The organism is Agarivorans sp. QJM3NY_30, assembly GCF_050870855.2.
Lineage (GTDB): Bacteria > Pseudomonadota > Gammaproteobacteria > Enterobacterales > Celerinatantimonadaceae > Agarivorans.
Genome location: NZ_CP194038.2, coordinates 4,918,154 through 4,938,538, shown reverse-complemented (window position 1 = coordinate 4,938,538; position 20,385 = coordinate 4,918,154). Strand labels below are relative to the sequence as shown.

General features: G+C 44.5%; 22 protein-coding genes. 16 read left to right on the top strand and 6 right to left on the bottom strand.

The genetic code is table 11. The annotated features are described in order from the left end of the window. The first annotated feature begins 153 nt into the window (after positions 1-153). The 6 genes from exuR (at position 154) to uxuA (ending at position 7,137) form a co-directional block, all read left to right on the top strand. On the top strand, positions 154-927 hold the full coding sequence (exuR, locus tag ACRRSX_RS22500) for a transcriptional regulator ExuR (RefSeq protein ID WP_432455357.1): 774 nt from the start codon (positions 154-156) through the stop codon (positions 925-927). Positions 928-1,487: 560 nt separating this feature from the next. After that, positions 1,488-2,018: a TRAP transporter small permease gene (locus ACRRSX_RS22495; protein ID WP_432455358.1), complete on the top strand. Its 531-nt coding sequence runs from the start codon at positions 1,488-1,490 to the stop codon at positions 2,016-2,018. A gap of 44 nt (positions 2,019-2,062) precedes the next feature. Then, positions 2,063-3,376, top strand: coding sequence for a TRAP transporter large permease (locus tag ACRRSX_RS22490; protein WP_432456122.1), 1,314 nt, complete (start codon positions 2,063-2,065; stop codon positions 3,374-3,376). A 27-nt stretch (positions 3,377-3,403) separates the two neighbouring features. Further along, positions 3,404-4,369, top strand: a complete 966-nt coding sequence (locus tag ACRRSX_RS22485; protein WP_432455360.1) for a TRAP transporter substrate-binding protein — start codon at positions 3,404-3,406, stop codon at positions 4,367-4,369. A gap of 132 nt (positions 4,370-4,501) precedes the next feature. Beyond that, on the top strand, positions 4,502-5,995 hold the full coding sequence (locus ACRRSX_RS22480; RefSeq protein ID WP_432455362.1) for a mannitol dehydrogenase family protein: 1,494 nt from the start codon (positions 4,502-4,504) through the stop codon (positions 5,993-5,995). Between the two features lie 77 nt (positions 5,996-6,072). After that, complete coding sequence (gene uxuA / locus ACRRSX_RS22475) at positions 6,073-7,137, top strand: mannonate dehydratase (RefSeq protein WP_432455364.1); 1,065 nt, start codon at positions 6,073-6,075, stop codon at positions 7,135-7,137. 81 nt (positions 7,138-7,218) lie between these two features. Here uxuA and ACRRSX_RS22470 read toward each other — a convergent pair whose 3' ends face one another. The 3 genes from ACRRSX_RS22470 to ACRRSX_RS22460 form a co-directional block, all read right to left on the bottom strand. Continuing rightward, positions 7,219-7,575 carry a DUF6172 family protein gene (locus tag ACRRSX_RS22470; protein ID WP_432455365.1) on the bottom strand — a complete coding sequence of 119 codons (357 nt, stop codon included), beginning with the start codon at positions 7,573-7,575 and terminating at the stop codon, positions 7,219-7,221. Positions 7,576-7,765: 190 nt separating this feature from the next. Then, positions 7,766-8,245, bottom strand: a complete 480-nt coding sequence (locus ACRRSX_RS22465) for a DUF4234 domain-containing protein (RefSeq protein WP_432455367.1) — start codon at positions 8,243-8,245, stop codon at positions 7,766-7,768. 304 nt (positions 8,246-8,549) lie between these two features. Then, a complete protein-coding gene (locus ACRRSX_RS22460; RefSeq protein WP_432455368.1) occupies positions 8,550-9,512 on the bottom strand; it encodes a MerR family transcriptional regulator in 963 nt (320 codons plus the stop codon). A 386-nt stretch (positions 9,513-9,898) separates the two neighbouring features. Between ACRRSX_RS22460 and ACRRSX_RS22455 the strand changes: the two genes are divergently transcribed. The 7 genes from ACRRSX_RS22455 to ACRRSX_RS22425 all read left to right on the top strand — a co-directional run bounded on the left by ACRRSX_RS22455 (position 9,899) and on the right by ACRRSX_RS22425 (position 15,508). Then, positions 9,899-10,171 carry a type II toxin-antitoxin system HigB family toxin gene (locus ACRRSX_RS22455; RefSeq protein WP_432455370.1) on the top strand — a complete coding sequence of 91 codons (273 nt, stop codon included), beginning with the start codon at positions 9,899-9,901 and terminating at the stop codon, positions 10,169-10,171. Positions 10,172-10,220: 49 nt separating this feature from the next. Further along, positions 10,221-10,643, top strand: a complete 423-nt coding sequence (locus ACRRSX_RS22450; protein ID WP_432455371.1) for a helix-turn-helix domain-containing protein — start codon at positions 10,221-10,223, stop codon at positions 10,641-10,643. 437 nt (positions 10,644-11,080) lie between these two features. Continuing rightward, positions 11,081-11,371 carry a helix-turn-helix domain-containing protein gene (locus ACRRSX_RS22445; RefSeq protein WP_432455373.1) on the top strand — a complete coding sequence of 97 codons (291 nt, stop codon included), beginning with the start codon at positions 11,081-11,083 and terminating at the stop codon, positions 11,369-11,371. Further along, complete coding sequence (locus ACRRSX_RS22440) at positions 11,361-12,686, top strand: type II toxin-antitoxin system HipA family toxin (protein ID WP_432455374.1); 1,326 nt, start codon at positions 11,361-11,363, stop codon at positions 12,684-12,686. The genes ACRRSX_RS22445 and ACRRSX_RS22440 overlap by 11 nt, the downstream gene beginning before the upstream one ends. A gap of 72 nt (positions 12,687-12,758) precedes the next feature. Next, complete coding sequence (locus tag ACRRSX_RS22435) at positions 12,759-13,763, top strand: YecA family protein (RefSeq protein WP_432455375.1); 1,005 nt, start codon at positions 12,759-12,761, stop codon at positions 13,761-13,763. 10 nt (positions 13,764-13,773) lie between these two features. Further along, positions 13,774-14,892: a hypothetical protein gene (locus ACRRSX_RS22430; RefSeq protein WP_432455377.1), complete on the top strand. Its 1,119-nt coding sequence runs from the start codon at positions 13,774-13,776 to the stop codon at positions 14,890-14,892. 310 nt (positions 14,893-15,202) lie between these two features. Then, complete coding sequence (locus tag ACRRSX_RS22425; RefSeq protein ID WP_432455378.1) at positions 15,203-15,508, top strand: helix-turn-helix domain-containing protein; 306 nt, start codon at positions 15,203-15,205, stop codon at positions 15,506-15,508. Here the strand turns inward: ACRRSX_RS22425 and ACRRSX_RS22420 are convergent. Beyond that, on the bottom strand, positions 15,467-16,327 hold the full coding sequence (locus ACRRSX_RS22420; RefSeq protein WP_432455380.1) for a YicC/YloC family endoribonuclease: 861 nt from the start codon (positions 16,325-16,327) through the stop codon (positions 15,467-15,469). The genes ACRRSX_RS22425 and ACRRSX_RS22420 overlap by 42 nt on opposite strands. A 125-nt stretch (positions 16,328-16,452) precedes the next feature. On the opposite strand from ACRRSX_RS22420, the gene rph reads away from it, so the two are divergent. Both rph and pyrE read left to right on the top strand, forming a co-directional pair. Then, positions 16,453-17,169: a ribonuclease PH gene (gene rph, locus ACRRSX_RS22415; RefSeq protein WP_432455382.1), complete on the top strand. Its 717-nt coding sequence runs from the start codon at positions 16,453-16,455 to the stop codon at positions 17,167-17,169. Positions 17,170-17,183: 14 nt separating this feature from the next. Beyond that, on the top strand, positions 17,184-17,828 hold the full coding sequence (gene pyrE / locus ACRRSX_RS22410) for an orotate phosphoribosyltransferase (protein ID WP_432456123.1): 645 nt from the start codon (positions 17,184-17,186) through the stop codon (positions 17,826-17,828). Positions 17,829-17,891: 63 nt separating this feature from the next. On the opposite strand, the gene ACRRSX_RS22405 is transcribed toward pyrE, so the two are convergent. Next, positions 17,892-18,560: a potassium channel family protein gene (locus tag ACRRSX_RS22405; protein WP_432455383.1), complete on the bottom strand. Its 669-nt coding sequence runs from the start codon at positions 18,558-18,560 to the stop codon at positions 17,892-17,894. A gap of 211 nt (positions 18,561-18,771) precedes the next feature. Between ACRRSX_RS22405 and ACRRSX_RS22400 the strand changes: the two genes are divergently transcribed. Beyond that, positions 18,772-19,227: a hypothetical protein gene (locus ACRRSX_RS22400; protein WP_432455385.1), complete on the top strand. Its 456-nt coding sequence runs from the start codon at positions 18,772-18,774 to the stop codon at positions 19,225-19,227. Between the two features lie 62 nt (positions 19,228-19,289). On the opposite strand, the gene mscS is transcribed toward ACRRSX_RS22400, so the two are convergent. Then, complete coding sequence (gene mscS, locus ACRRSX_RS22395) at positions 19,290-20,120, bottom strand: small-conductance mechanosensitive channel MscS (protein WP_432455386.1); 831 nt, start codon at positions 20,118-20,120, stop codon at positions 19,290-19,292. Positions 20,121-20,385: the final 265 nt, after the last annotated feature.

The window sequence follows — 20,385 nt, the reverse complement described above, 5'->3', positions numbered from 1 at the left end:
TGAGTCGGTTTAAGGTGATTTAGAATAAATGGGCTGAAGCGTGGTTTTTAGTTTTTTTGAACCGCTGCAGGCATTGTCGCGATCAGGCTGTTTTGGTACGATAGCCTTGTCAATGTGGCTGTATCGGTCATTGTGCACATTTTGGGTAAATTGATGTCTGAATTTGAAATAAAACGTCTTTATCAGAAGATTGCCGCAGATTTAAAAGCGCAGTTAGTGAGTGGTAAATATAAGGTTGGTGAGCGTTTGCCTTCGGAGCGCGTGATCGGCGAAACCATGGAAGTGAGCCGTACGGTGGTGCGTGAGGCGATCATTATGCTGGAAATTGAAGGTTTTGTTGAAGTGCGTAAGGGCTCGGGCATTCACGTGATTGCCACGGACATGCCAAGCAATAACCAGAGTGCCGATAAAGCAAGTGAAACCTTATTGTTCTCCGGCCCTTTTGAACTGCTGCAGGCAAGGCAGCTATTAGAGAGCAATATCGCTGAGTTTGCTGCCTCTCAGGTGACCAAACAAGATATTATTGAGCTGAAAAAAATTCAGGCCAAAGCTCTAAAAGAAGATCGTCTCCGTGATTCTAAGTGGGATAAGCTATTTCATATTCAGATTGCCAAAGCGACGCAAAACTCAGTATTGCTGATTATGGTAGAGCAATTGTGGGAGCATCGAGAGCAGAATCCTTATTGGCTCAAATTACATGAGCACATTGATGAAAGTTGTCTTAATAGCTGGTGTTGTGATCATGAACAAATTCTAGATGCGCTGATCCGTAAAGACCCGCAAGCGGCTAAGTTAGCGATGTGGCAGCATCTTGAGAACACCAAGCAAATGTTATTTAACGCCACCATATTTGACGGTGATGACCGTTACTTATTCACTGATAATCCGGTGGTTGAGTTTCAACCGCTCAATATTGGTTTAGCCTAACAAAGCCGCTGCTATATTGGCGTCCAGATAGCTTGTGAGCTGTATCTCGGCTATATGTTTGTTGTTATTCCCCGTCTTTAATCAATCTACCGGGTTGCTCTTCTATTGTTTAAGTGAGTCTACATACAAGGAAGTATGTGGTTTTATTGGTGGCGAGTCGTCCTCTTGGCATGCGGGACTCTGTCTTGCTTGCAAAATAACAAAACTCAACTAAGTTTTACTAAGTCCTGCATCCATTTCTCTCCCATTTCGTGTATTTCATCGCAAAATTGATCATACCACTTTCCAAAATGAGACATAGACACTCTTCTATTTAGGATAATTGGTATAACATGAGCGGGTATTGGAGTGACACGTCAAGCTTGTGAGTGGTGTTCTCCTATATGTAGTGATACCAATTATGACTCGCTGGGTCACAAATTTTGAAACTGTAGTTCAAATTTAACATTTGGTGTGAGCTTAAGCTCATATCCTCCCAGCGGTTTATGTTAGCTTTGCGGCTTTGGTGTTGAGTTTTTGAAGGAGTCTTGGCTATTTCTTCAAAATGGTAAGTAGGATACATGGAATTAACAATGATTATTTCTACCTTGAATCAGATCGTCAATCGCGTGTTGGCTACGGTTCTGATTATATTTATGGGGGCGATGATTTTAACGGTGGTTTGGCAAGTCTTTACCCGTTTTATTATCAACGATCCTTCAGTCTTTACCGATGAGCTATCTAGATACCTACTTATTTGGATAGGTATTTTAGGTGGGGCGTATACCTATTCAGTAAAACGGCACCTCGCTTTAGAATTAGTGATGCCGAAGTTGAATTTTAGAAATAGAAATTTACTGAGCATTTTTATTAATATATTGGTGATAACCTTTTCATCGATTGCGCTTATCTATGGTGGCAGCATGGTTGTGGCAACAACCTTACAGCATCATCAAATATCGCCTGGACTTGCTATTGGTGGAAATCATCTACTTATCGGCTACGTATACGTGGTATTGCCTTTGTCCGGTGTTCTTATTAACTATTACGGTTTGTTAGATATATTTGCTTCTATCGCGAATATCGCCTCTGGCAAGAAAGGTGATAAGTAATGACTTTAATTGATCTTATTTTCACTCAAGAATATATCAGCGTTATGCCTGATTATCTTTTTGACCTATTGCCTATTATTGTCTTGTTTGGCACCTTGGCTATCTTTCTTATCATCGGTATGCCAATTGCCTTCGCGATTGGTAGTGCTGCATTATTGACGATTTTTCTCGATTTCCCTATCGATAAAGCCTCGATACTCGTCTCGCAGCAGTTAGCAAATGGTTTAAATAGCTTTGGTTTATTAGCCTTACCGTTCTTTATTGTGGCCGGTAATTTAATGAACCGGGGAGGTTTAGCGGTACGCTTAATTAACTTTGCGATGTTACTTGGTGGTCGCTTACCAGGCTCTTTATCCCATGTGAATGTGATTGCCAACATGATGTTTGGTTCTTTGTCTGGCTCTGCAGCGGCAGCTGCCGCGGCTGTTGGTGGCATCATGGGGCCAATGCAGAAAGAGCATAAGTATCCGCGGGCATTTTCGACAGCTGTGAACGTGGCGTCATGCCCGACTGGCTTGTTAATTCCGCCGTCAAACATTCTTATTCTGTATGCACTTGTGAGCAGTACTTCTGTTCAATACCTATTTATTGCCGGATATGTCCCAGGTTTACTCATGGGCTTAGGTATCATCCTTGGTATCTTCATCTTGGGTAAACGAAATGGTATTCCTCAAGAAAAAATTGTTCAAACCGAAAAAACTTCTAAAGTTATTCTCGATGCATTGCCGAGCTTATTCTTAGTCGTGATTATTATGGGCGGTATCTTGGGTGGTGCTTTCACCGCGACCGAAGCTTCAGCCATCGCGGTGGTTTACAGCTTGATCCTCGGTTTTGCTTATCGTGAATTAAAAGTCAAAGACTTACCTTCAATCTTAATTGATAGCGTGTTAACCACTTCGATTGTATTACTGATGATTGCAACTTCTTCGGCCATGTCATGGGGAATGGCGAATGCAGACATTCCAACTGCGATTGCTGAGTTTGTGTTGAATTACTCGACCAATCCAATTGTGATTATGTTGCTCATGAACTTGATTTTATTGGTTGTGGGCACGTTCATGGATATGTCACCAGCGGTATTGATTTTTACCCCGATATTCTTACCGATAGCGGTGCTATTAGGCGTGGATCCAATTCACTTCGGTATTATCTTGGTATTCAATCTATGTATCGGTATTTGTACACCTCCAGTGGGTACAGCTCTATTTGTAGGCTGTAGTGTATCTGGAAATAAACTGGGAGAAGTGGTGCCTAAGTTACTGCCCCTTTTCTTAATTATGGTAATAACACTCGGATTGATAGTGGTATTTCCTTCACTAACCATGTGGCTGCCTCACTTGGCAGGATATAAATCCTAATAATAAATTGATTAAGGACGTGAAATTATGAAATTTAAAAAACTCTTACTGGCTGGTGTGATTGCAGGGATGTCTTGTAGCTCGGCTGTATATGCAAAAACTTTGAAATTGGCTCACGCATTACCAACTGAGCACCCTGTTCACCAATCTTTGGATTGGTTCGCGAAAAGTGTGACCAAAGATAGTGACTTGCGAGTGAAGGTTTATCCAAATGGAACCTTAGGGAATGAAACAGCGTTATTGCAAATGGTTCAAAATGGCACCATTGCATTTACCAAAGTAAGTGCTGCGCCACTAGAGTCTTTCTCAAAGGCTTACAAAATTTTGTCATTGCCTTATTTATATCGTGATCTTGACCATTACAACAAAGTGTTAAATGGACCAATTGGCCAAGGTATTTTAGCTTCTTCTCGTGACCAAGGTTTTGTTGGTTTAGCGTTCTTAGATGCTGGTGCTCGTAGCTTCTACACAGATAAAGCGATTGTGACTCCTGCAGACTTGAAAGGCATGAAGATTCGTGTGCAAAACTCACCATTAGCGATTGATATCATCAAAGCGCTAGGTGCGACGCCGGTGCCACTTCCTTATGGTGAGTTGTACTCTGCTTTACAACAAGGTGTGGTTGATGGTGCGGAAAACAACATTCCGTCTTACTACTCTTCACGTCACTTTGAAGTGAAAAAAGTTTACTCTTACGACCGTCACACCATGGTGCCTGACGTATTGGTTATTTCTACCAGCGTATGGGATAGCTTGTCAAAAGCAGAGCAAGAAGCAGTACGTAAAGATGCGCAAGCCACAGTTGCAGTGCAAGAGAAAAACTGGAGCGATTACGTTGCTAAAGCTCGCACTGACTTAGAATCACAAGGGATTACCTTTGTTGAGAGTGATACTCCTGCATTCCAAAAAGCGGTTCAATCAGTTTATGAGAAATTTAAAACTGAAAACCCAGAGCTTGTTGGTATGTTGAATGATATTCAAAACACCAAATAATGATTTAGGCTTTTTTAGCTAAATTACTTCGAAGCAATACTCAACACTGCGCTTGGGTATTGCTTTATTTGTTTATATACGGACCTAAGCCAGCAAAGCTTTGCCTTTAACGCTGCTACTATTGAGGTTTTAATGAAACTAAATAAAAGCTCTATGCCGAGCGCGAACGCAGCAAGTAAACCTACGGAACAGAGCATGAATGCTGGGGTGGGCATGGTTCATCTTGGTTTTGGCGCATTTCATCGAGCCCACCAAGCTTTAATCACGGATACTTTGCTCAAAGAGCATGGTGGCGATTGGAAAATTGTTGGGGTGTGTAATTGGGGAGCGGCAGGTCAGTCAATCGAACAAACCGGCCCTGAAGCCAGCTTCGCTAACCAAGATAATCTTTATACCGTAGCGGTCGGCCAAGACGAGACACTTTCGCTGGCGATTATTGGTGCGGTAGAACAAGTACTTTTTAGTAACCAAGTGGATGCGATCCTTGGTTATATGACTCAGCCTTCGGTGAAGGTGGTGAGTTTAACGATTACCGAAAAAGGCTATTGTCATCATCCTGCGACAGGGCGTTTGAATCTAGAGCATCCACAGATCCAGCATGATTTGGCGCATCTAGGTGAACCGCATACCGCGATTGGCTTTTTAGTGGCAGCACTCAAAAAACGCCGTGAAGATAAAATTGCGCCTTTTACTCCCTTATCTTGCGATAACTTGCCGCACAACGGTGTGGTGTTGCAAAATATCATATTAGATTTTGCCAAGCAGCTGGACCCAAAACTCCATGATTGGATTGCCGCCGAGGTGAGTTTCCCGTCAACCATGGTTGACCGTATCGTGCCGCAAACCAGCACCGCAGATCAGCAGCGTGTTAATCAGGCTCTCGGCCTTGAAGACCAGCAATCGCTGGTTACCGAACCCTTCTTACAGTGGGTGATTGAAGACAAGTTCTGTAATGAAAGACCCGCTTGGGAAAAAACCTCAATCGACAATGTTATTATTACCGATGACGTGACGCCCTTCGAGAAGATGAAGCTGCGCTTACTGAATGGCACCCATTCGGCCATGGCTTATCTTGGTTATTTGGCGGGTTATCAAACCATTAACCAAACCATTCAAGATGAGGCTTATGAACGCTTCATTCGTTACTTAATGGATATTGAAATCAGCCCATCGCTGAACGTTGAGGGGATCAATCTTGGGCATTACAAAGACTCACTGATCGCCCGTTATAAAAATAGCGCCTTAAAACACCGTACTTGGCAAATTGCCATGGATGGTTCGCAAAAGATCCCGCCACGTTTCTTACAAACGATTGCCTATGGCTTACAGCACAATATTGAGAGTCCGGGTTTGTATTTGGCTTTGGCCGCTTGGATGAAGTATACCCGAGGGGTGGATGAACGTGGTGCCGTGATTGATGTTCGTGACCCCATGGCAGAACAGTTTGCCGACATTTGGCTGACCAATGAATCGGTCGAAGAAGTGGTCGAGGCGTTTTTGCAGTTAAGTGCAATTTTTCCACCTAAATTGGCCAAACAAGCCGCCTTTAAGGCGAACTTACTGCATGCATTAGAGTTGCTCCTTGAAAAAGGCGCTAAGCAGTCAGTCTACGATTTTAAATGTTAGCTTGTTGAATTGATGAGCTAAATAACGATTAAGGTTTGATCTACGCGAGTGAATTAAACCTGTCAGGAATATTCGCAATGAAAATGACATTTAGATGGTACGGTGAGGGCAACGATCAAATCACCCTTGACCAAATTAAGCAAATCCCTGGTGTGGAAGGCATCGTTTGGTCTTTACACGACATGCCTGCGGGGGTGTTGTGGGACGAGCAGCGGATTGCTGAAGTTGAACAGCAGATCAAAAAATCTGGCTTTAATATCGATGTGGTTGAAAGTGTCAATGTGCATGAAGATATTAAGTTGGGGCTAGAGAGCCGTGACCAATACATCGAAAACTACAAACAAACCCTGCGAGCGCTGGGCCGATTTGGTGTGAAGGTGGTGTGTTACAACTTTATGCCGGTGTTTGACTGGACTCGTACCGAGCTTTATAAAAGCTTACCTGATGGCTCGAATGCCTTATTCTTTGAGAAAAGTAAGATTAGCGAAATTGACCCCATCGAGCTGATTGAAACGATTTCTAAAAATACCGACGTGACCATGCCGGGCTGGGAGCCAGAACGCTTAGCCAATTTAAAAGAAACCTTTAAGCTATATAAAGATTTTACGGCGGAAGATCTCTGGAAAAACTTGCAGTACTTCCTTGAGCAAATTATTCCGGTGGCGGAAGAATGTGGTATCAAGATGGCGATCCATCCCGACGACCCGGCCTTCCCGATCTTTGGTTTACCGCGAATTATTATTAATAAAGAAAACATCCAACGTTTTCTAGGCTTGGTGGACAATCCTTATAACGGCTTAACCCTGTGTTCTGGTTCTTTAGGATCGGTGAACAATGATATTCCTGATCTAATCGATACTTTCCACGAGCGGATCCACTTCATGCATATTCGTAATGTGAAGCGCTTCGACAATGGTGATTTTATCGAAAGTTCTCACCGCGCCTGCGATGGTTCGATTGATATTGTACAAGTGGTGAAAATGCTCTACAAACATAACTATCAGGGTTATGTGCGTCCGGACCATGGTCGACATATTTGGGGAGAAGAAAAGTGGGCTCGCCCTGGTTATGGTTTGTATGACCGTGCCCTCGGCATCATGTATATCAATGGCTTATGGGACGCGTTAAACCACGAGACTTAAACGCGCGCTACTCTGTTCTGAACAAGGCCTTAATGGAGCTCCCATTAAGGCTTTTGATTGGAGAGTGCGCTAGCAGCACCTTTATCTTTCGGCTTCATCTTCTTTTGTTTCTTGTGCGACTTCTTCTGCAGCCTCATCGGTTTCGCTGAACAAGGGTTTTGGTGGACGTTGTGCGCCTCTGGCGATAATTTCTAGATAGAACGAAGGCAGTTGCTGCTGCTCTGCTTTATCCATGCAGGCATTAATTTGCGAGACATGAATTACCTCTGCCTCGGCTTCATTGATGCCGTATTTGCAATCAAAATCCCAAAAGTCATCACCCGCTGGCAAGGTTTTACCCTTCTCTCGCTTAATGTACTTTTTAGCATCATGTTTTGCGGCTTCAATAATGCGTGCCAGATTACGTTTGGGGTGACTTAACAGATAGGTTTTTTTCATGACAATCCTAGGACGTGAGCTTCAGGCTCGGGGGCAGATACTGTAATGATTCTAGGCTATAGCGCAAGGTTTAATCGAGTTTAGTTTAAAAGTAGCGCTTAATTTGCAAGGGCCGCCTCACGGATTCACGATGGGGTAAGCATTGCGAACCAGTGAAGGGCTGGTATTGTTGCTCTGTCTTAGCTGGTGTTTATCGATCTTCGGGGGGCGCAGCTGTATCTTGGTCTGCGCGTACCCACAAACAGACGTGATTGAGTCGATAGTTGATATAGAACGAGTTAAACACAAAGCACCAGAAACCATAGAACCAAAACTGGTGATCTGTTTTTGCAAAGTCGAAGGTAAGGTTGATGCGGTTGCGCACTTTAAAGGCCCAAACAACGACTAAAATGAAACCTAGCCAGTTAAGCAGTGCATCGGCCAAAACAAAGATAGGCTGATCCTTAAACCAAATCTCTTTGACTAGGCTCAATGGGCCGAGCCAGCACAACACAAATAGAGTCTCGACCAGAGTGTTATGAATGGCGGGCAAGTTATTGTCTAGTTGGTTCACTTTGTGGCTTAAGGCTTTGATGTAGTAGCCCGAATAAACCCCTAAAGTAATCGCAGAATAGAAAAATAAGCGCCATGTACTGATCATTTGCAGTTCTAAAAAATCATCTTTGGTCACAAACAATTCCTATCTAAATAAAGCGGTTAAATGATGCAAGTCATCTTAGAGTGACAGCTTGTGAGCTTAAAGTTTAACTATTTGGAAGTAAATGGAAAGATTGCATGTTTGAAGAGCGCGCTGCGTATTCTGCTGTTAGCGCTAAGAAATAGCAGTTTGAAGGATTTTATCGAGTAGAGTTTGCCGATTTTCTAGTGTTCTTTGTAATAGCCATCTGCCAACGCAGAAAGGCGCGCTTATTTATATGGGTATTATGGTGTCTGTTCTTTCCAGCCGTGCAGGGTTTGCTATAAGAGGCGTCGCATTACGCTCCTTTCTGTAGCACAAACATGTGGTAAGCAAACTCGCTTAAGTAGCGCTCATAAATCGTAATCTCTCGCTCTAAATCAGCAATGGCTGCTGAGTCCGGCAGGCTTGATTTGAGTTGCGCAACACGCGCTTTAAGTGGTTGGTAATAATTGAGCCAGGCTTGTTCACTTAGGGTGAAATGGTCAATTACTTCAAAGCCTGCTTGGCGCATTTGCGCCAAGCGTTTTGGTACTCTTTGCATATCGGGGTATTCTTGTTGCCAGAATGCCAAGGCCTCAGGGCTTGGGTTGTCGGTTAACCAAACCAAGTCACTGAGTACCATACAGCCATTCTCTGTAAGTAACGGTCGCCACTGTGTTAACGCTTGTTCGACCCCCATAATGTAAGCCGAGCCCTCTGACCAAACACAATCAAAGCTCGAAGCTGAAAACGGCAGTTCGGTCATGCTGGCGCAGCTCAGGGTAACCCGCGAGCCTAATTGTTGCTCAGCAAGGCGCTCGCCAAGTTCATCGAGGGCGCTTTGTTCGTTATCTACCGCGACAATCTGTGCGTTGGTATGTTGCTCTAATAACCGGGTAGAAAAGCCTTTACCACAGCCAATATCAATGATGCTTTGCGGCTCGGTGGGGAGTGATAACAAAGCCTTAAGCGAGTCATCATCGGTACCGGGCCCCCAGTGCTCTAAATTTTGGAACACCGTCATAAAGTCGGCCATGTATTGCTCGTGTGCGTTCATATCTTTTGACAACCATTTCAAATGCAAAGCCTGTTTTTCATTAAAGCCTTGCTGCCTTAACCAATCCAGATGAGCATCTGGCGCTAGTTGATTGGTCTGTTGATGCCAAGCTCGCAGTGAGCCTTCACCCAGTAGGGCCGCTAATAAGCCTCGTGCTTGCTGCTTTTGAGCGATGTCTTCATCCAACTGGCGTAAGCGTTGCTCCAACCGCGAGCGTTCCACTTTGGCTTCTAAGCAGGCCTTATAAAATGGGTCAGAGTCATTTTAAAATCACTAGCGCCTTTTAGTGCCTCACTCATTCACCTATAAGTGACGATTTAAGGGTAGTCTGAATTCCTAGCAAGTGAATACTTAAGCCTCAAAACACTAAATCACCACCCTTTTTAGTTTGAATAATTCGCTTAATCTAGGTTTGGATCTGAATGTAGATTTAAATAATAAACCCTTTGTAAACCAAAAGCTTGCAACGCTAATTATCTTTGCTGCTCATTGTTAACCACCACTAGTTACTTTGCTTCAAATTTGAATAATTTCTTGATGTTCACATATGGTGAACTAAACTTGGCTTAGGTATAGTGTTCACATATAGTGAACAGGCTGGATAGTACATGCACGTTATAAGTAAGCAACCTTTTGAAAATGCGAAAAAACGCTATCCAAACGATTCCGATGCACTAGATGCAACGTACAAGGTGTTAAAAGAGAGTAAAGCAAAAAGCCCGGATGAGCTACGAAAAGTATTTCCCTCATTAGACAACTTTAAATATGTTGATAAGTGGTGGGTGATTGATATTGGTGGTAACAACCTTAGGCTTATTGCATTTATCGAATTTGTAGGAAGTCGATGCTTCATTAAGAACATTGTCAGCCATGCCGAGTAAGACTGCATTACAAAGCAATACCGTGAAAAGAAGCTGAAAAGGTAACCCTATGTTAGATATCGCAGTTTTAGACAAAGTCGCTAACCAACTGAGCCAAGTCATGCCTTGGGTGAGTGGTATCTCTTCACCAGAGCAATATCAAGAGCTGATTGCCACGATGGAAGTACTTATCGAAGATTATGATGCTCATCAGCCAGTGATCGACTTGATGTTTCCGGTGATTGAAAGGTATGAAGCAGAAGCGGAACAGTTTAGTGAATTTAATCAAGCTATCGAAAAACTAGAGCCCGGCATCGCCATGCTAAGAGTTATCATCGATCAGCATCAATTGACCTTAAGTGACTTGAAAGAAGAGATTGGTGCAAAATCGACGGTATCAATGATCTTGAATGGGAAGCGCTCTCTAACACTCAACCACATTAAGGCACTATCGGCGCGTTTTGGTGTGCCAGCTTCATTGTTTATCGGTTAGTGGCCGTTTGAAGAGTATAAAAGGGGTCAGAGTCATTTTAAAATCACTAGCGATTTTTAGTGCCTCACTCATTCGCCTATAGGTGACGATTTAAGGGTAGTTTGAATTCCTGGCAAGTGAATACTTAAGCCTCAAAACACTAAATCACCACCCTTTTTAGTTTGAATAATTCGCTTAATCTAGGTTTGGATCTTCTCATTGATTAATAATTTAAAATCAAACAACCATCAATTTAACCACTTGTAATTCGCCTCTTAGATACAAGCCTATTAGGCGATTAATCGCTTTAACTCAACCTCTTGCCTAACGCAAAGTATCAGCTTTTACTATCCTTCTCCAGTCATGTGATTATCATCCATATTTTTATGGATATTACTGTATCCATAAATAAGAAGGTATAGCTATAATAGACATCATTGTATCCATTTAGGCTGCGCATGAACTTTTCACTTTTAGATGACACCGATGTAAGCCAAGCTTTTGCTACTCATCTGCGGGGCTTACGCAAACAAGCGAAGCTATCGCGAGAGGCACTGGCACTGCGCAGTTGTGTACCTGCTTCGACCATAAAAAAGTTTGAACTCACCGGACAAATCTCATTTCGTCAGCTGCTGCTTTTGTGGCAGTCGTTGGATTCACTAGACAGGTTTTATCAACTGACACAAACCACGACTGACCGTACCGCTTTACCGACCAGTATAGAAGAGGTGCTTAAAGATGAGCTTTAAATCCATTCAAAAGTTGAATGTGGAGCGCACTCTCACAACGGGCGAAACTGTATTGGTGGGTATATTAGCGCAAAATCGCCAAGGTGTTTTCTTTCAGTACAATGAAAATTATCTAAGCAGGTTTGGCAATTTATCTCCTTTTGCGCTTCAAGGTGATGCGCGATTACAGCAAGCACCGAAAGAGCCTCACCAAGGCATTCACGGCGTGTTTGGTGATAGTCTTCCCGATGGTTGGGGGTTGCTGTTGCAAGATCGTGTGTTTCGCCAACAAGGTATAATACCTGCACAAGTAACAGCAATGGATAGACTGGCGTTTGTTGGCCAGCAAGGAATGGGGGCATTGTCTTTTACCCCTGTATCTGAGTTCTCATTCGATCAGCGAACAGATATTGATTTAGCAACACTGGGCTTAGAAGCGCAAACCTTATTTGACCAGTCCGCTCTTGACTACAAAGAGACTGACGATTTAGACGGTAGCACTCAGCAAGTGTTAGCCGCATTAGTCGCTGGTGGTAGTTCGGGTGGGGCAAGACCAAAAGCGCAAATTTATATGCCTGCTGGAGACGCGACGCAATGCCGCACCTATGCACAGCCTCGTGATGAAGCATGGTTAGTTAAGTTTACTTCGAAGAACTTAGCCTTGGGCCATGAAGAAGGTTTATGTGAAGCGGCCTATTTACAAATGGCTGAGCTGGCAAAATGTCAGCCACCGACTTGGCAGTTAATTGAAGCGCCAGCAAGTAGCGGCGCTAAAGCATGGCTTGCGTTAAAGCGTTTCGATTATTTACCCGCGCAGGAGAAGGCTGGGCGTTTACATATGCACAGTGCTTGCGGCTTATTGGATGCCGACTTTCGAAGCCCGAGCTTAGACTACAGCGATCTAATTAAAGCCAGTCGTCAACTGTGTAAGTCACCTGCTGCCGGGCAACTTCAATTTCGACGCGCAATGTTTAACTTATTGGCCGCGAACCAAGACGATCACAGTAAAAATTGGGGCTTTTTACAAGCCGATGATGGCAGTTGGCAGCTCGCACCATTTTACGATGTAACCTTTAGCCCTCACCCTTTTAATGAACATGCCACCGCCTTTGCTGGGTACGGAAAAGCGCCACCACTCAAAGTGATGCAAAAGCTAGCGGCCAGTGCTGGCTTTGCTAATTGGAAGGAAGCGCAGCAATGTATTCAAGAGGTAGTGGATGCCATTAGTCTGTTTAGGCAGCTTGCTGAGCCACACGGGGTGAGTAAGGCCACTGTGTTAGCGATAGAAAAAACACTCGCAGAGCGTAAGCAAGAAAATTCGGCACTTTTAGCTTGAGATGATGTTGGTTTGAGGTGACGTTTTTTAACGTGACGTAGCATTAAGATAAATAAGACGAGTAGATAAAACATGAAACCAGGTCGAAATGAACCTTGCCCTTGTGGCAGCGGTAAAAAATACAAACGTTGTTGCATGAACAGTCTCTCTAAGCAGCACGCATCTATGCTGGATGATATTGAGCAAGTAGTCGCAATGAACCCTAACTTATCTTTAGAAGAACTCAATATCGTTGCAGAACAAAAAATGAAGGCGGCTAATGAACGGCCTCATCCTGACTTTTGTGGCCTTTCGCCAACACAAATGAGTAATTGGTTATATGCGCCTTTCAGTGAGTTGGAAGGGGTACTAATACACACGCCAGACGACCTTAAGGCCTGTCCTGTGATGCGTTACTTAACATTGATATTAGATGAAGCGATGCAAAACGATGGCTCGTTTAAAGCCACCACCAAAGGCAACTTGCCAACAAAAGTCGTTAAACAAGCCAGTGAATTGTTGCCAGAGTTTGCCGTTGCTCAATTCGAACGTGACATCAGTATCAGCGAGTTTGCGGGCAGTAACGAAGATAAGTTTAATGCATTGCATTACACCCGAGTGCTAGCAGAGATTGCAGGTATCATCTATCGTCGAAGTGGGCGCTATCATGTTAAAAAAGCAGCTCAAAAGCAGTACCTAACGCATGGTATACAGGCGTTCTTTATCCCCATGCTCGAAGCGGCAAGCTCTCAGTACAATTGGGGCTACCTAGATGGCTGGGAGCACGATATTGACCTAAGAACCTTCTGGTTGTTTATGCTGTGGCGAATACAAAGCCACAACAGTTTGGAGCAGCTTGTTAAAGAGGTGATGACAGCTTTTCCTGATTTGCAACAGGCTTTCTCTACGGATGATTACTTCTCGCCAGAAAGAAACTTAAACATGCTCATCGAAAATCGGTTTATTGAGCGATTTTTACAGTTTTGGGGATTTATTATCATCGATCCGAGATGTTATTTAAACGGTGAACTTGTCGCCAGAGTGGTTCAGGTTCAGCCTTTGTTAAAGCAAACCTTTCAATTCACCATTAATTCATAAAAAGGTTATCGTGAGCGAATATCAATACTATCGATTTGAGTGTCTGGATGGGCACTTAGACAGTAAAGCGCTCCAAGCGCTCAACGTTATTTCAAGCCGTGCCAACATCACGGCAAGGTCTTTTCAAGTACATTATAACTACAGTGATTTAAAAGCAGAGCCGAATGAGCTGATGCTAAAGTACTTTGATATCGGTTTTTATTACGCCGACTGGGGCTCTATCTATGTTTACATTAAACTGCCCGCAGGGACGATACGGGATGCGATGTTTGAGTTTTCAAGCGACGAACTTTATCTTCATCAAACTGACGAGTGGCAACTACTTGTTTTCTCCATTGAGGAGTATTACGAGTATTTTGATGATGAAAGTGCAGAAGATTTTTTCCAACATTTAGCAGGCTTACGCAGTGCGTTAATTCAAGGTGATTGGCGTCTTTTGTATTTTATGTGGCTTAAAGAGTTTGACTCGAATAGCGAACTTGAAGCAATACCTTTAATTCAGTTCGATTTTCAGAATATCAATGAGGGATTATTGGCTTTTGCTGCACTTTACAGTATCCCTTTCACTCTGGTTAAAGCGCTTTCTATGATGCTTAAGGCTAAGCCAAGTCACCAAGCCAAACAAAGCCAGTTTCAGTTGGACACATGGCTAAATAATCTCACAGAGGCAGACAAAAACGCGTTAATAAGCGCAATATTTGAACAAGGCCAGTTAACCCGTCACCAAGCCTTAGCCATGACGCGAAAAGAATCTGCCAATAACGATGAAAGCTATCAGTATTGGTTAACGCCCGACGTAATTGCCCCTTATATTGAACAAGCAAAAAACCAATTACAGCAAGAACAAGCCGAAGCATTCGCTAAAAAATTAGCTATCGAAAAAGCGGAAAAAGAAAAAGCGCAGACAGAGATTTATCGCCAGCGTGAGCACTACTGGCAGCAAGTACAAGAGCAAGCGAATCGAACCTGCGCCAGTGGTTACGATGAGGCTTCACGCTATCTGCATCAACTGTTCGAAGCCTACCAGTTTAAAGCGGATGAAGCGGCGTTTGAGCAACGCTTTAAGCGCTTTGTTGTGGCGAATAATAGCCGTAAAGCGCTGTTAAACCGGTTAAGTGATTTACTTTAAACGATCAGGTTATAGAACGGTCATAGAGTGTTAGAAAAACTCGCTCAGCATGGATTACCTGAAAGGTTGTATGCCCACCTTTAGGTCTATAGATTGTTACCTATAAAGTAAGGTTGAGTAGACCTCGGGATCCTAGTTAAGGTTTTTCTACCATCTCACACTTTTACGCGCATAAAAGTGTAGTTTGGTGGCTTTTGGTATTCAGGGCCTCGTATCATCGCCTTAGCCATCGCGCAAACTAAACCTAAAAGTAGGATATTAATCCAATTATGGTCATTAAAATGGGAATACAGTCCCATTGGTTGGTGCAATGACTAAGCGTGATTTACACAATGTGCTGTTTCCAAAGCAGCGTAAAACCCTGACTCATTTTGGTGAAGACTTGTTGTTGGCGATGAAACGACGTGGTTTTACAAAAAAGCTGCTGTGTGAGCGCACTGGCTTTGATCAGAAAACCGTGAACAAACTCTTCGCAGGTGATCCGGGCGTTGCCATAGGCACTTACTTAAAGGTAATGGCGGTACTTGGTATGGAGAGCAACTTTGCGGAAATGGCCGCTCACGACGAAAAACACTTATTCTATGTTTTGGATCTGCTCGCGCATCTGCTCAATTAATACCTTTAGCTCTACCGCAGCTTGGGTGATCTCGGCGTTAATTGATTTAGAGGCGAGGGTGTTGGCTTCGCGGTTAAACTCTTGCATCATAAAATCGAGGCGTCGGCCACAGGCGCCGCCTTTTTTAATGATTTTGCGGGTTTCGCTTACGTGCGAGTCGAGGCGGTCTAGCTCTTCGGCGACGTCTATCTTCTGCGCGACCATGATCATTTCTTGCTCGATGCGCTGCGGCTCTAGCTCGTCTTTTACTTCGGCGAGGCGATTGTTTAGGCGGTCACGCTGCCATTGCATTACGGCGGGCATTTGCTCGCGTACAAAGGCCACTTGCTGGGTAATTTTATCGAGGCGGCTGGTGATCATGGTGGCGGTGTTGGCACCTTCGCTGGCGCGGCTTTCAATAAAGGCTTCTAGGGCCACTAACCAGCCCGCTAAAAGTTCTTTGCTAATGGCGTCGGCGTCTTGCTCTGGGGTTTCCATCACGCCCGGCCAGCGCAGTATGTCGACGGGGTTAATTTGTCCGCCAGCTTGTTGCTGTACCCATTCGGCATTTTTGATGAGCTGTTCGGCGAGGGCTTGGTTAAGCTGCAGTTCGCCACGGCTAGCCTGGTCGGCGTCGAAGCGCAGGTTACATTCAACTTTGCCACGTTGTAGGGCTTTTCTGATCTTATCTCGCAATACCGGCTCTAGGGCGCGAAACTGCTCTGGCATGCGCCAGTAGGTTTCTAAATAACGTTGGTTTACGCTGCGAATTTCCCATGTGGCACTGCCCCAATCGGCTTTAAGTTGGTGGCGTGCGTAGCCTGTCATGCTGTGGATCATAGTTGAATATCCTCAAAAAATTTGCCCGATTATAGCGGCTATTCGCTGGTTCGTCAGTCTGGGCGTGACCAAGTGCGACAAAAGCCTATATAATAGCCGCGAATTTTCTATTAAAGGTTACTAGCATGCGTCCTAACGGAAGAGCTGTCGAACAAATGCGTCCAATCACCATTACTCGAAACTATACGGCTCATGCCGAGGGATCGGTATTGGTTGAGTTTGGCGATACCAAAGTATTATGTACTGCCTCGGTAGACGATGGTGTACCACGCTTTTTAAAAGGTAAGGGCCAGGGTTGGATTACGGCGGAATACGGCATGTTACCTCGTTCTACTCATAGCCGTATGGGTCGTGAAGCGGCGCGTGGCAAGCAGAGTGGCCGTACTCAAGAAATCCAACGTTTAATTGGTCGCTCGTTGCGTGCTGCGGTTGATTTGAGCGCGCTGGGTGAATATACCATTGTGGTGGATTGTGATGTGATTCAAGCCGACGGTGGCACCCGCACGGCGGCGATTACCGGTGCTTGCGTGGCACTACAAGATGCCATCTGGTGGATGATTGAGCAGAAAAAATTGAAAGTTAGCCCATTGAAGCAGCTGATTGCTGCGGTTTCGGTGGGAGTGGTTGGTGGTGAGGTTGTCTGTGACCTTGAGTACACCGAAGACAGCGTTGCTGAGACCGACATGAACGTGGTGATGTGTGAAGACGACAACATGATTGAAGTGCAAGGCACGGCCGAGGGCGCGCCATTTAGCCATCAAGAGCTACTAGACATGCTGGCCTTTGCCAAACAAGGTATTGCCCAAATTAATGCGGCCCAACGTGAAGCCCTTGCGGGTTAATTTGAGAGAGAATGATGAAAGCTTATCAACGCGAGTTTATTGAATTTGCTTTAGCCAAAGGCGTACTAAAGTTTGGCGAATTTACCTTAAAGTCGGGCCGAACCAGCCCTTACTTTTTTAACGCGGGTTTGTTTAATACTGGCCGTGATTTAAACCGTTTAGGTAAGTTTTACGCCGCAGCGCTGCAAGACTCAAACATTGAGTACGACTTAGTGTTTGGCCCAGCGTACAAGGGGATCCCCATTGCCACCACTACCGTGGTGGCCTTAGACGAGCATTACCAAAAGGATGTGCCTTACTGCTTTAACCGTAAAGAAGCTAAAACCCACGGTGAAGGTGGTAGCTTGGTGGGCTCTGAGCTGGCTGGCAAGGTGATGCTGGTGGATGATGTGATTACCGCGGGCACCGCGATTCGCGAGTCGATGGACATTATTAATGCCCATGATGCGGAGTTAGCTGGTGTACTAATTGCGCTGGATCGCCAAGAGAAAGGTAAAGGTGAGTTGTCGGCGATTCAAGAAGTTGAGCGTGACTACAATGCCACGGTGATTTCTATTGTTAAGCTGGCAGATTTAATCACTTATTTAGAAGAGCAAGGCGATAATCAAACTGCGTTGGCGGCGGTGAGTGCTTACCGTGAGCAATACGGGATCGCTTAAGCAAGCGGGCTGTTGCGCGTTCAGTTGAATAAAAGGTGACCATTGGGTCGCCTTTTTTGTTGCTTAGCGTTCGCGCTTAGACATGCGAGCGCCCACTAGGCTTGCCACTAATATTGCCATATAAAATACCCCGAAAATGGCTTCGCTGAAGGTAAAGAAGCGAGTAATTGGCACCTTGGGGGTGATCTCGCCGTAGCCCAAAGTGGTGAGCGTGACAAAGCTGAAGTAGATGAAAGCGTTTATCTGGCTGCTCCAATGCTCTGCGGAAACGCCGCTAAAGGCTTCGGGGAGGTAGCTGTTTAAGATGGTATAGAGGTGGGCCCAGCCTAAACCGACCAGCAGGAAAATACAGATAGCTCCTACCAGCTTATTGGTGTCGATTTCGCCCGTGAATAAGACCTGCTTAAGTGCGGTCCAAGTGCTGATCACTAGATAACAAAATACAAAGCCGAGATAGATACCCGCTAAGCTTTCGGCTTCAAACCACAAATTAAAAATGGCGATTAATGTGGTAGCGAGTAAAAATCCTAAGCCGATGGCAAACCAAAGTTTTTTGCCCTTGGCTTGCCATACGCCTGCGGCGAGCACTAACACCATGGCGGCCTGTAGAAACTTAAAGCCGTCTCCTTGCCAAAATTGGTCAACACAGGCGGCTAAAAAAATGTAGCCAATCAAGGCCAGAGTTAAAAAAATAAAATTATTTTTCTCGCTCCAAATCAGCAGTTTTTTCATTGTGATAACCTAATATAAAGCTTCTTGAGTTGGTGTTTATTTTAGCAAAGGCAAGCCGTTACTCTGGATCATTCATTTGCGCAGCATCGCAAGATAGACTGAAGGTGAATGATATCAGTTGATATACATCAAGCCATAATCGCTTAGCTAAAGCAGATTTTTTAGGCACACTCTACTATAAAGAGAGAGACGATTAGTGGGAGTGCTCATCATGCGATTTAATCAGTTAAGACTATTGCTCGAACATTTTGTGAATTGTCGAGAAGAGATGCGGGTGGTGTATCGACGCTTAGAGATGAATGCGGATGCGGAACGTGTGAGAATGCTGTTAAATTATTTACAACATCAAGAAAAAGAAAATACCGCTCATGTAAAAGATTTTATTAGTCAGGCTAAACCTGAGTTATTAGATACCTGGACCGATATTCGAGCCGAGCACGACTTGGTGGATAAAATGGCCAAAGTGAGCTTGCCAGCGAACATGAGCAGTGATGATGTGATGAGTCTGGCCTTGGATTTAAGTGAGCAGTCTTTAGACTTGCTCAGGCAGGCGAAGGATGGTTTTAGCATGCTGGCAGAGCAGCAATTTTTAGCCAACTTGATCGAGCATCAAGAGAAGCGTCAGCAGCAAATGGTGCATGCCACTCATCGCTTAGATGATATTTAAATTGCTATTCAACAAAAGCACAGCCCTAGTGGCTGTGCTTTTGTTGTTTTAAGACGCCAAATCTAGCTGGCGACTTTTTCTAAGTGCACATCCATTTGTGGGAATGGAATTTCGATACCAGCTTCATCTAAAGCGAGTTTGATGTTTTCCGTTAAATCGAAGTAGGCTCCCCAGTAATCGGCGCTATTCACCCATGGGCGAACCACAAAGTTCACTGAGCTGTCTGCCAGCTCTAATACCGCAACGGTAATATCAGGATCTTTCAATACCCGGCTATCGGCTTCACATACGGCGCGTAATACGGCTTTAGTTTTAGCTAAGTCTGCGGCATAACTCACGCCAATTACCAAGTCGACACGACGGGTTGGGTGAGTCGAGTAGTTAACAATATTGCCGCCTAAAACTGCCGAGTTAGGCACCACAATTTGTTTGTTGTCTGGGGTTTTTAATACCGTGGTAAAAATTTGCACCGAGGCTACCGAGCCAGCAGTACCTGCAATTTCTACGAAGTCACCGGCTTTGAATGGGCGGAAACCAATAATCAGTACCCCTGCTGCGAAGTTAGACAATGAACCTTGCAGCGCTAAACCTACGGCTAAGCCTGCGGCACCGATAATCGCGACAAACGAGGCGGTTTGGATACCAATGCGTGACAGTGCAGCAATAATCACAAAGGCGATAATGGTGTATTTCACCATGGAGCCGACAAAGTGGCTGATGGTGTTATCTAATTTGCGTGCGTTCATTAGTTTTTCGACACTTGCCGCGAGAATTCGCGCGACCAACATACCCACAATCAGAATAATGATTGCCGCAGCAATATTGATGGCGTATTGAACTAGCATTTCTTGGTTGTTTTCGAACCAATTGGTTCCTTGATGAAGTACATCCATGTGTTGAGACCCGTGATGAATTAAAGTTGTTACAAATTTAGCAGTTTTTTCATGACAAACAAGATTATGTTTCGTTTAGTTTTTACGAAGTGCTGCAGGTTTTTGCCCGGATTGAAATCCGCTGCTAAGCACTTTGCTTCGCAGAGCGTTGCTGCAGTCTGCAAAGCCACTTGTCTAGTTTGATGGTGGGGAGTTAATTTATGGTGAGCGGGCGGTGTATGAAAGCCGAGCGAGAGTTTGGGCAGACCCTCACTTCTCGCGAAAA

Bases quoted from the DNA above. Each gene is read 5' to 3' on its own strand.
- exuR (WP_432455357.1), top strand. From the start codon at position 154: ATGTCTGAATTTGAAATAAAACGTCTTTATCAGAAGATTGCCGCAGAT.
- ACRRSX_RS22495 (WP_432455358.1), top strand. From the start codon at position 1,488: ATGGAATTAACAATGATTATTTCTACCTTGAATCAGATCGTCAATCGC.
- ACRRSX_RS22490 (WP_432456122.1), top strand. From the start codon at position 2,063: ATGCCTGATTATCTTTTTGACCTATTGCCTATTATTGTCTTGTTTGGC.
- ACRRSX_RS22485 (WP_432455360.1), top strand. From the start codon at position 3,404: ATGAAATTTAAAAAACTCTTACTGGCTGGTGTGATTGCAGGGATGTCT.
- ACRRSX_RS22480 (WP_432455362.1), top strand. From the start codon at position 4,502: ATGAAACTAAATAAAAGCTCTATGCCGAGCGCGAACGCAGCAAGTAAA.
- uxuA (WP_432455364.1), top strand. From the start codon at position 6,073: ATGAAAATGACATTTAGATGGTACGGTGAGGGCAACGATCAAATCACC.
- ACRRSX_RS22470 (WP_432455365.1), bottom strand. From the start codon at position 7,575: ATGAAAAAAACCTATCTGTTAAGTCACCCCAAACGTAATCTGGCACGC.
- ACRRSX_RS22455 (WP_432455370.1), top strand. From the start codon at position 9,899: ATGCACGTTATAAGTAAGCAACCTTTTGAAAATGCGAAAAAACGCTAT.
- ACRRSX_RS22450 (WP_432455371.1), top strand. From the start codon at position 10,221: ATGTTAGATATCGCAGTTTTAGACAAAGTCGCTAACCAACTGAGCCAA.
- ACRRSX_RS22445 (WP_432455373.1), top strand. From the start codon at position 11,081: ATGAACTTTTCACTTTTAGATGACACCGATGTAAGCCAAGCTTTTGCT.
- ACRRSX_RS22440 (WP_432455374.1), top strand. From the start codon at position 11,361: ATGAGCTTTAAATCCATTCAAAAGTTGAATGTGGAGCGCACTCTCACA.
- ACRRSX_RS22435 (WP_432455375.1), top strand. From the start codon at position 12,759: ATGAAACCAGGTCGAAATGAACCTTGCCCTTGTGGCAGCGGTAAAAAA.
- ACRRSX_RS22425 (WP_432455378.1), top strand. From the start codon at position 15,203: ATGACTAAGCGTGATTTACACAATGTGCTGTTTCCAAAGCAGCGTAAA.
- ACRRSX_RS22420 (WP_432455380.1), bottom strand. From the start codon at position 16,327: ATGATCCACAGCATGACAGGCTACGCACGCCACCAACTTAAAGCCGAT.
- rph (WP_432455382.1), top strand. From the start codon at position 16,453: ATGCGTCCTAACGGAAGAGCTGTCGAACAAATGCGTCCAATCACCATT.
- pyrE (WP_432456123.1), top strand. From the start codon at position 17,184: ATGAAAGCTTATCAACGCGAGTTTATTGAATTTGCTTTAGCCAAAGGC.
- ACRRSX_RS22405 (WP_432455383.1), bottom strand. From the start codon at position 18,560: ATGAAAAAACTGCTGATTTGGAGCGAGAAAAATAATTTTATTTTTTTA.
- ACRRSX_RS22400 (WP_432455385.1), top strand. From the start codon at position 18,772: ATGCGATTTAATCAGTTAAGACTATTGCTCGAACATTTTGTGAATTGT.
- mscS (WP_432455386.1), bottom strand. From the start codon at position 20,120: ATGGATGTACTTCATCAAGGAACCAATTGGTTCGAAAACAACCAAGAA.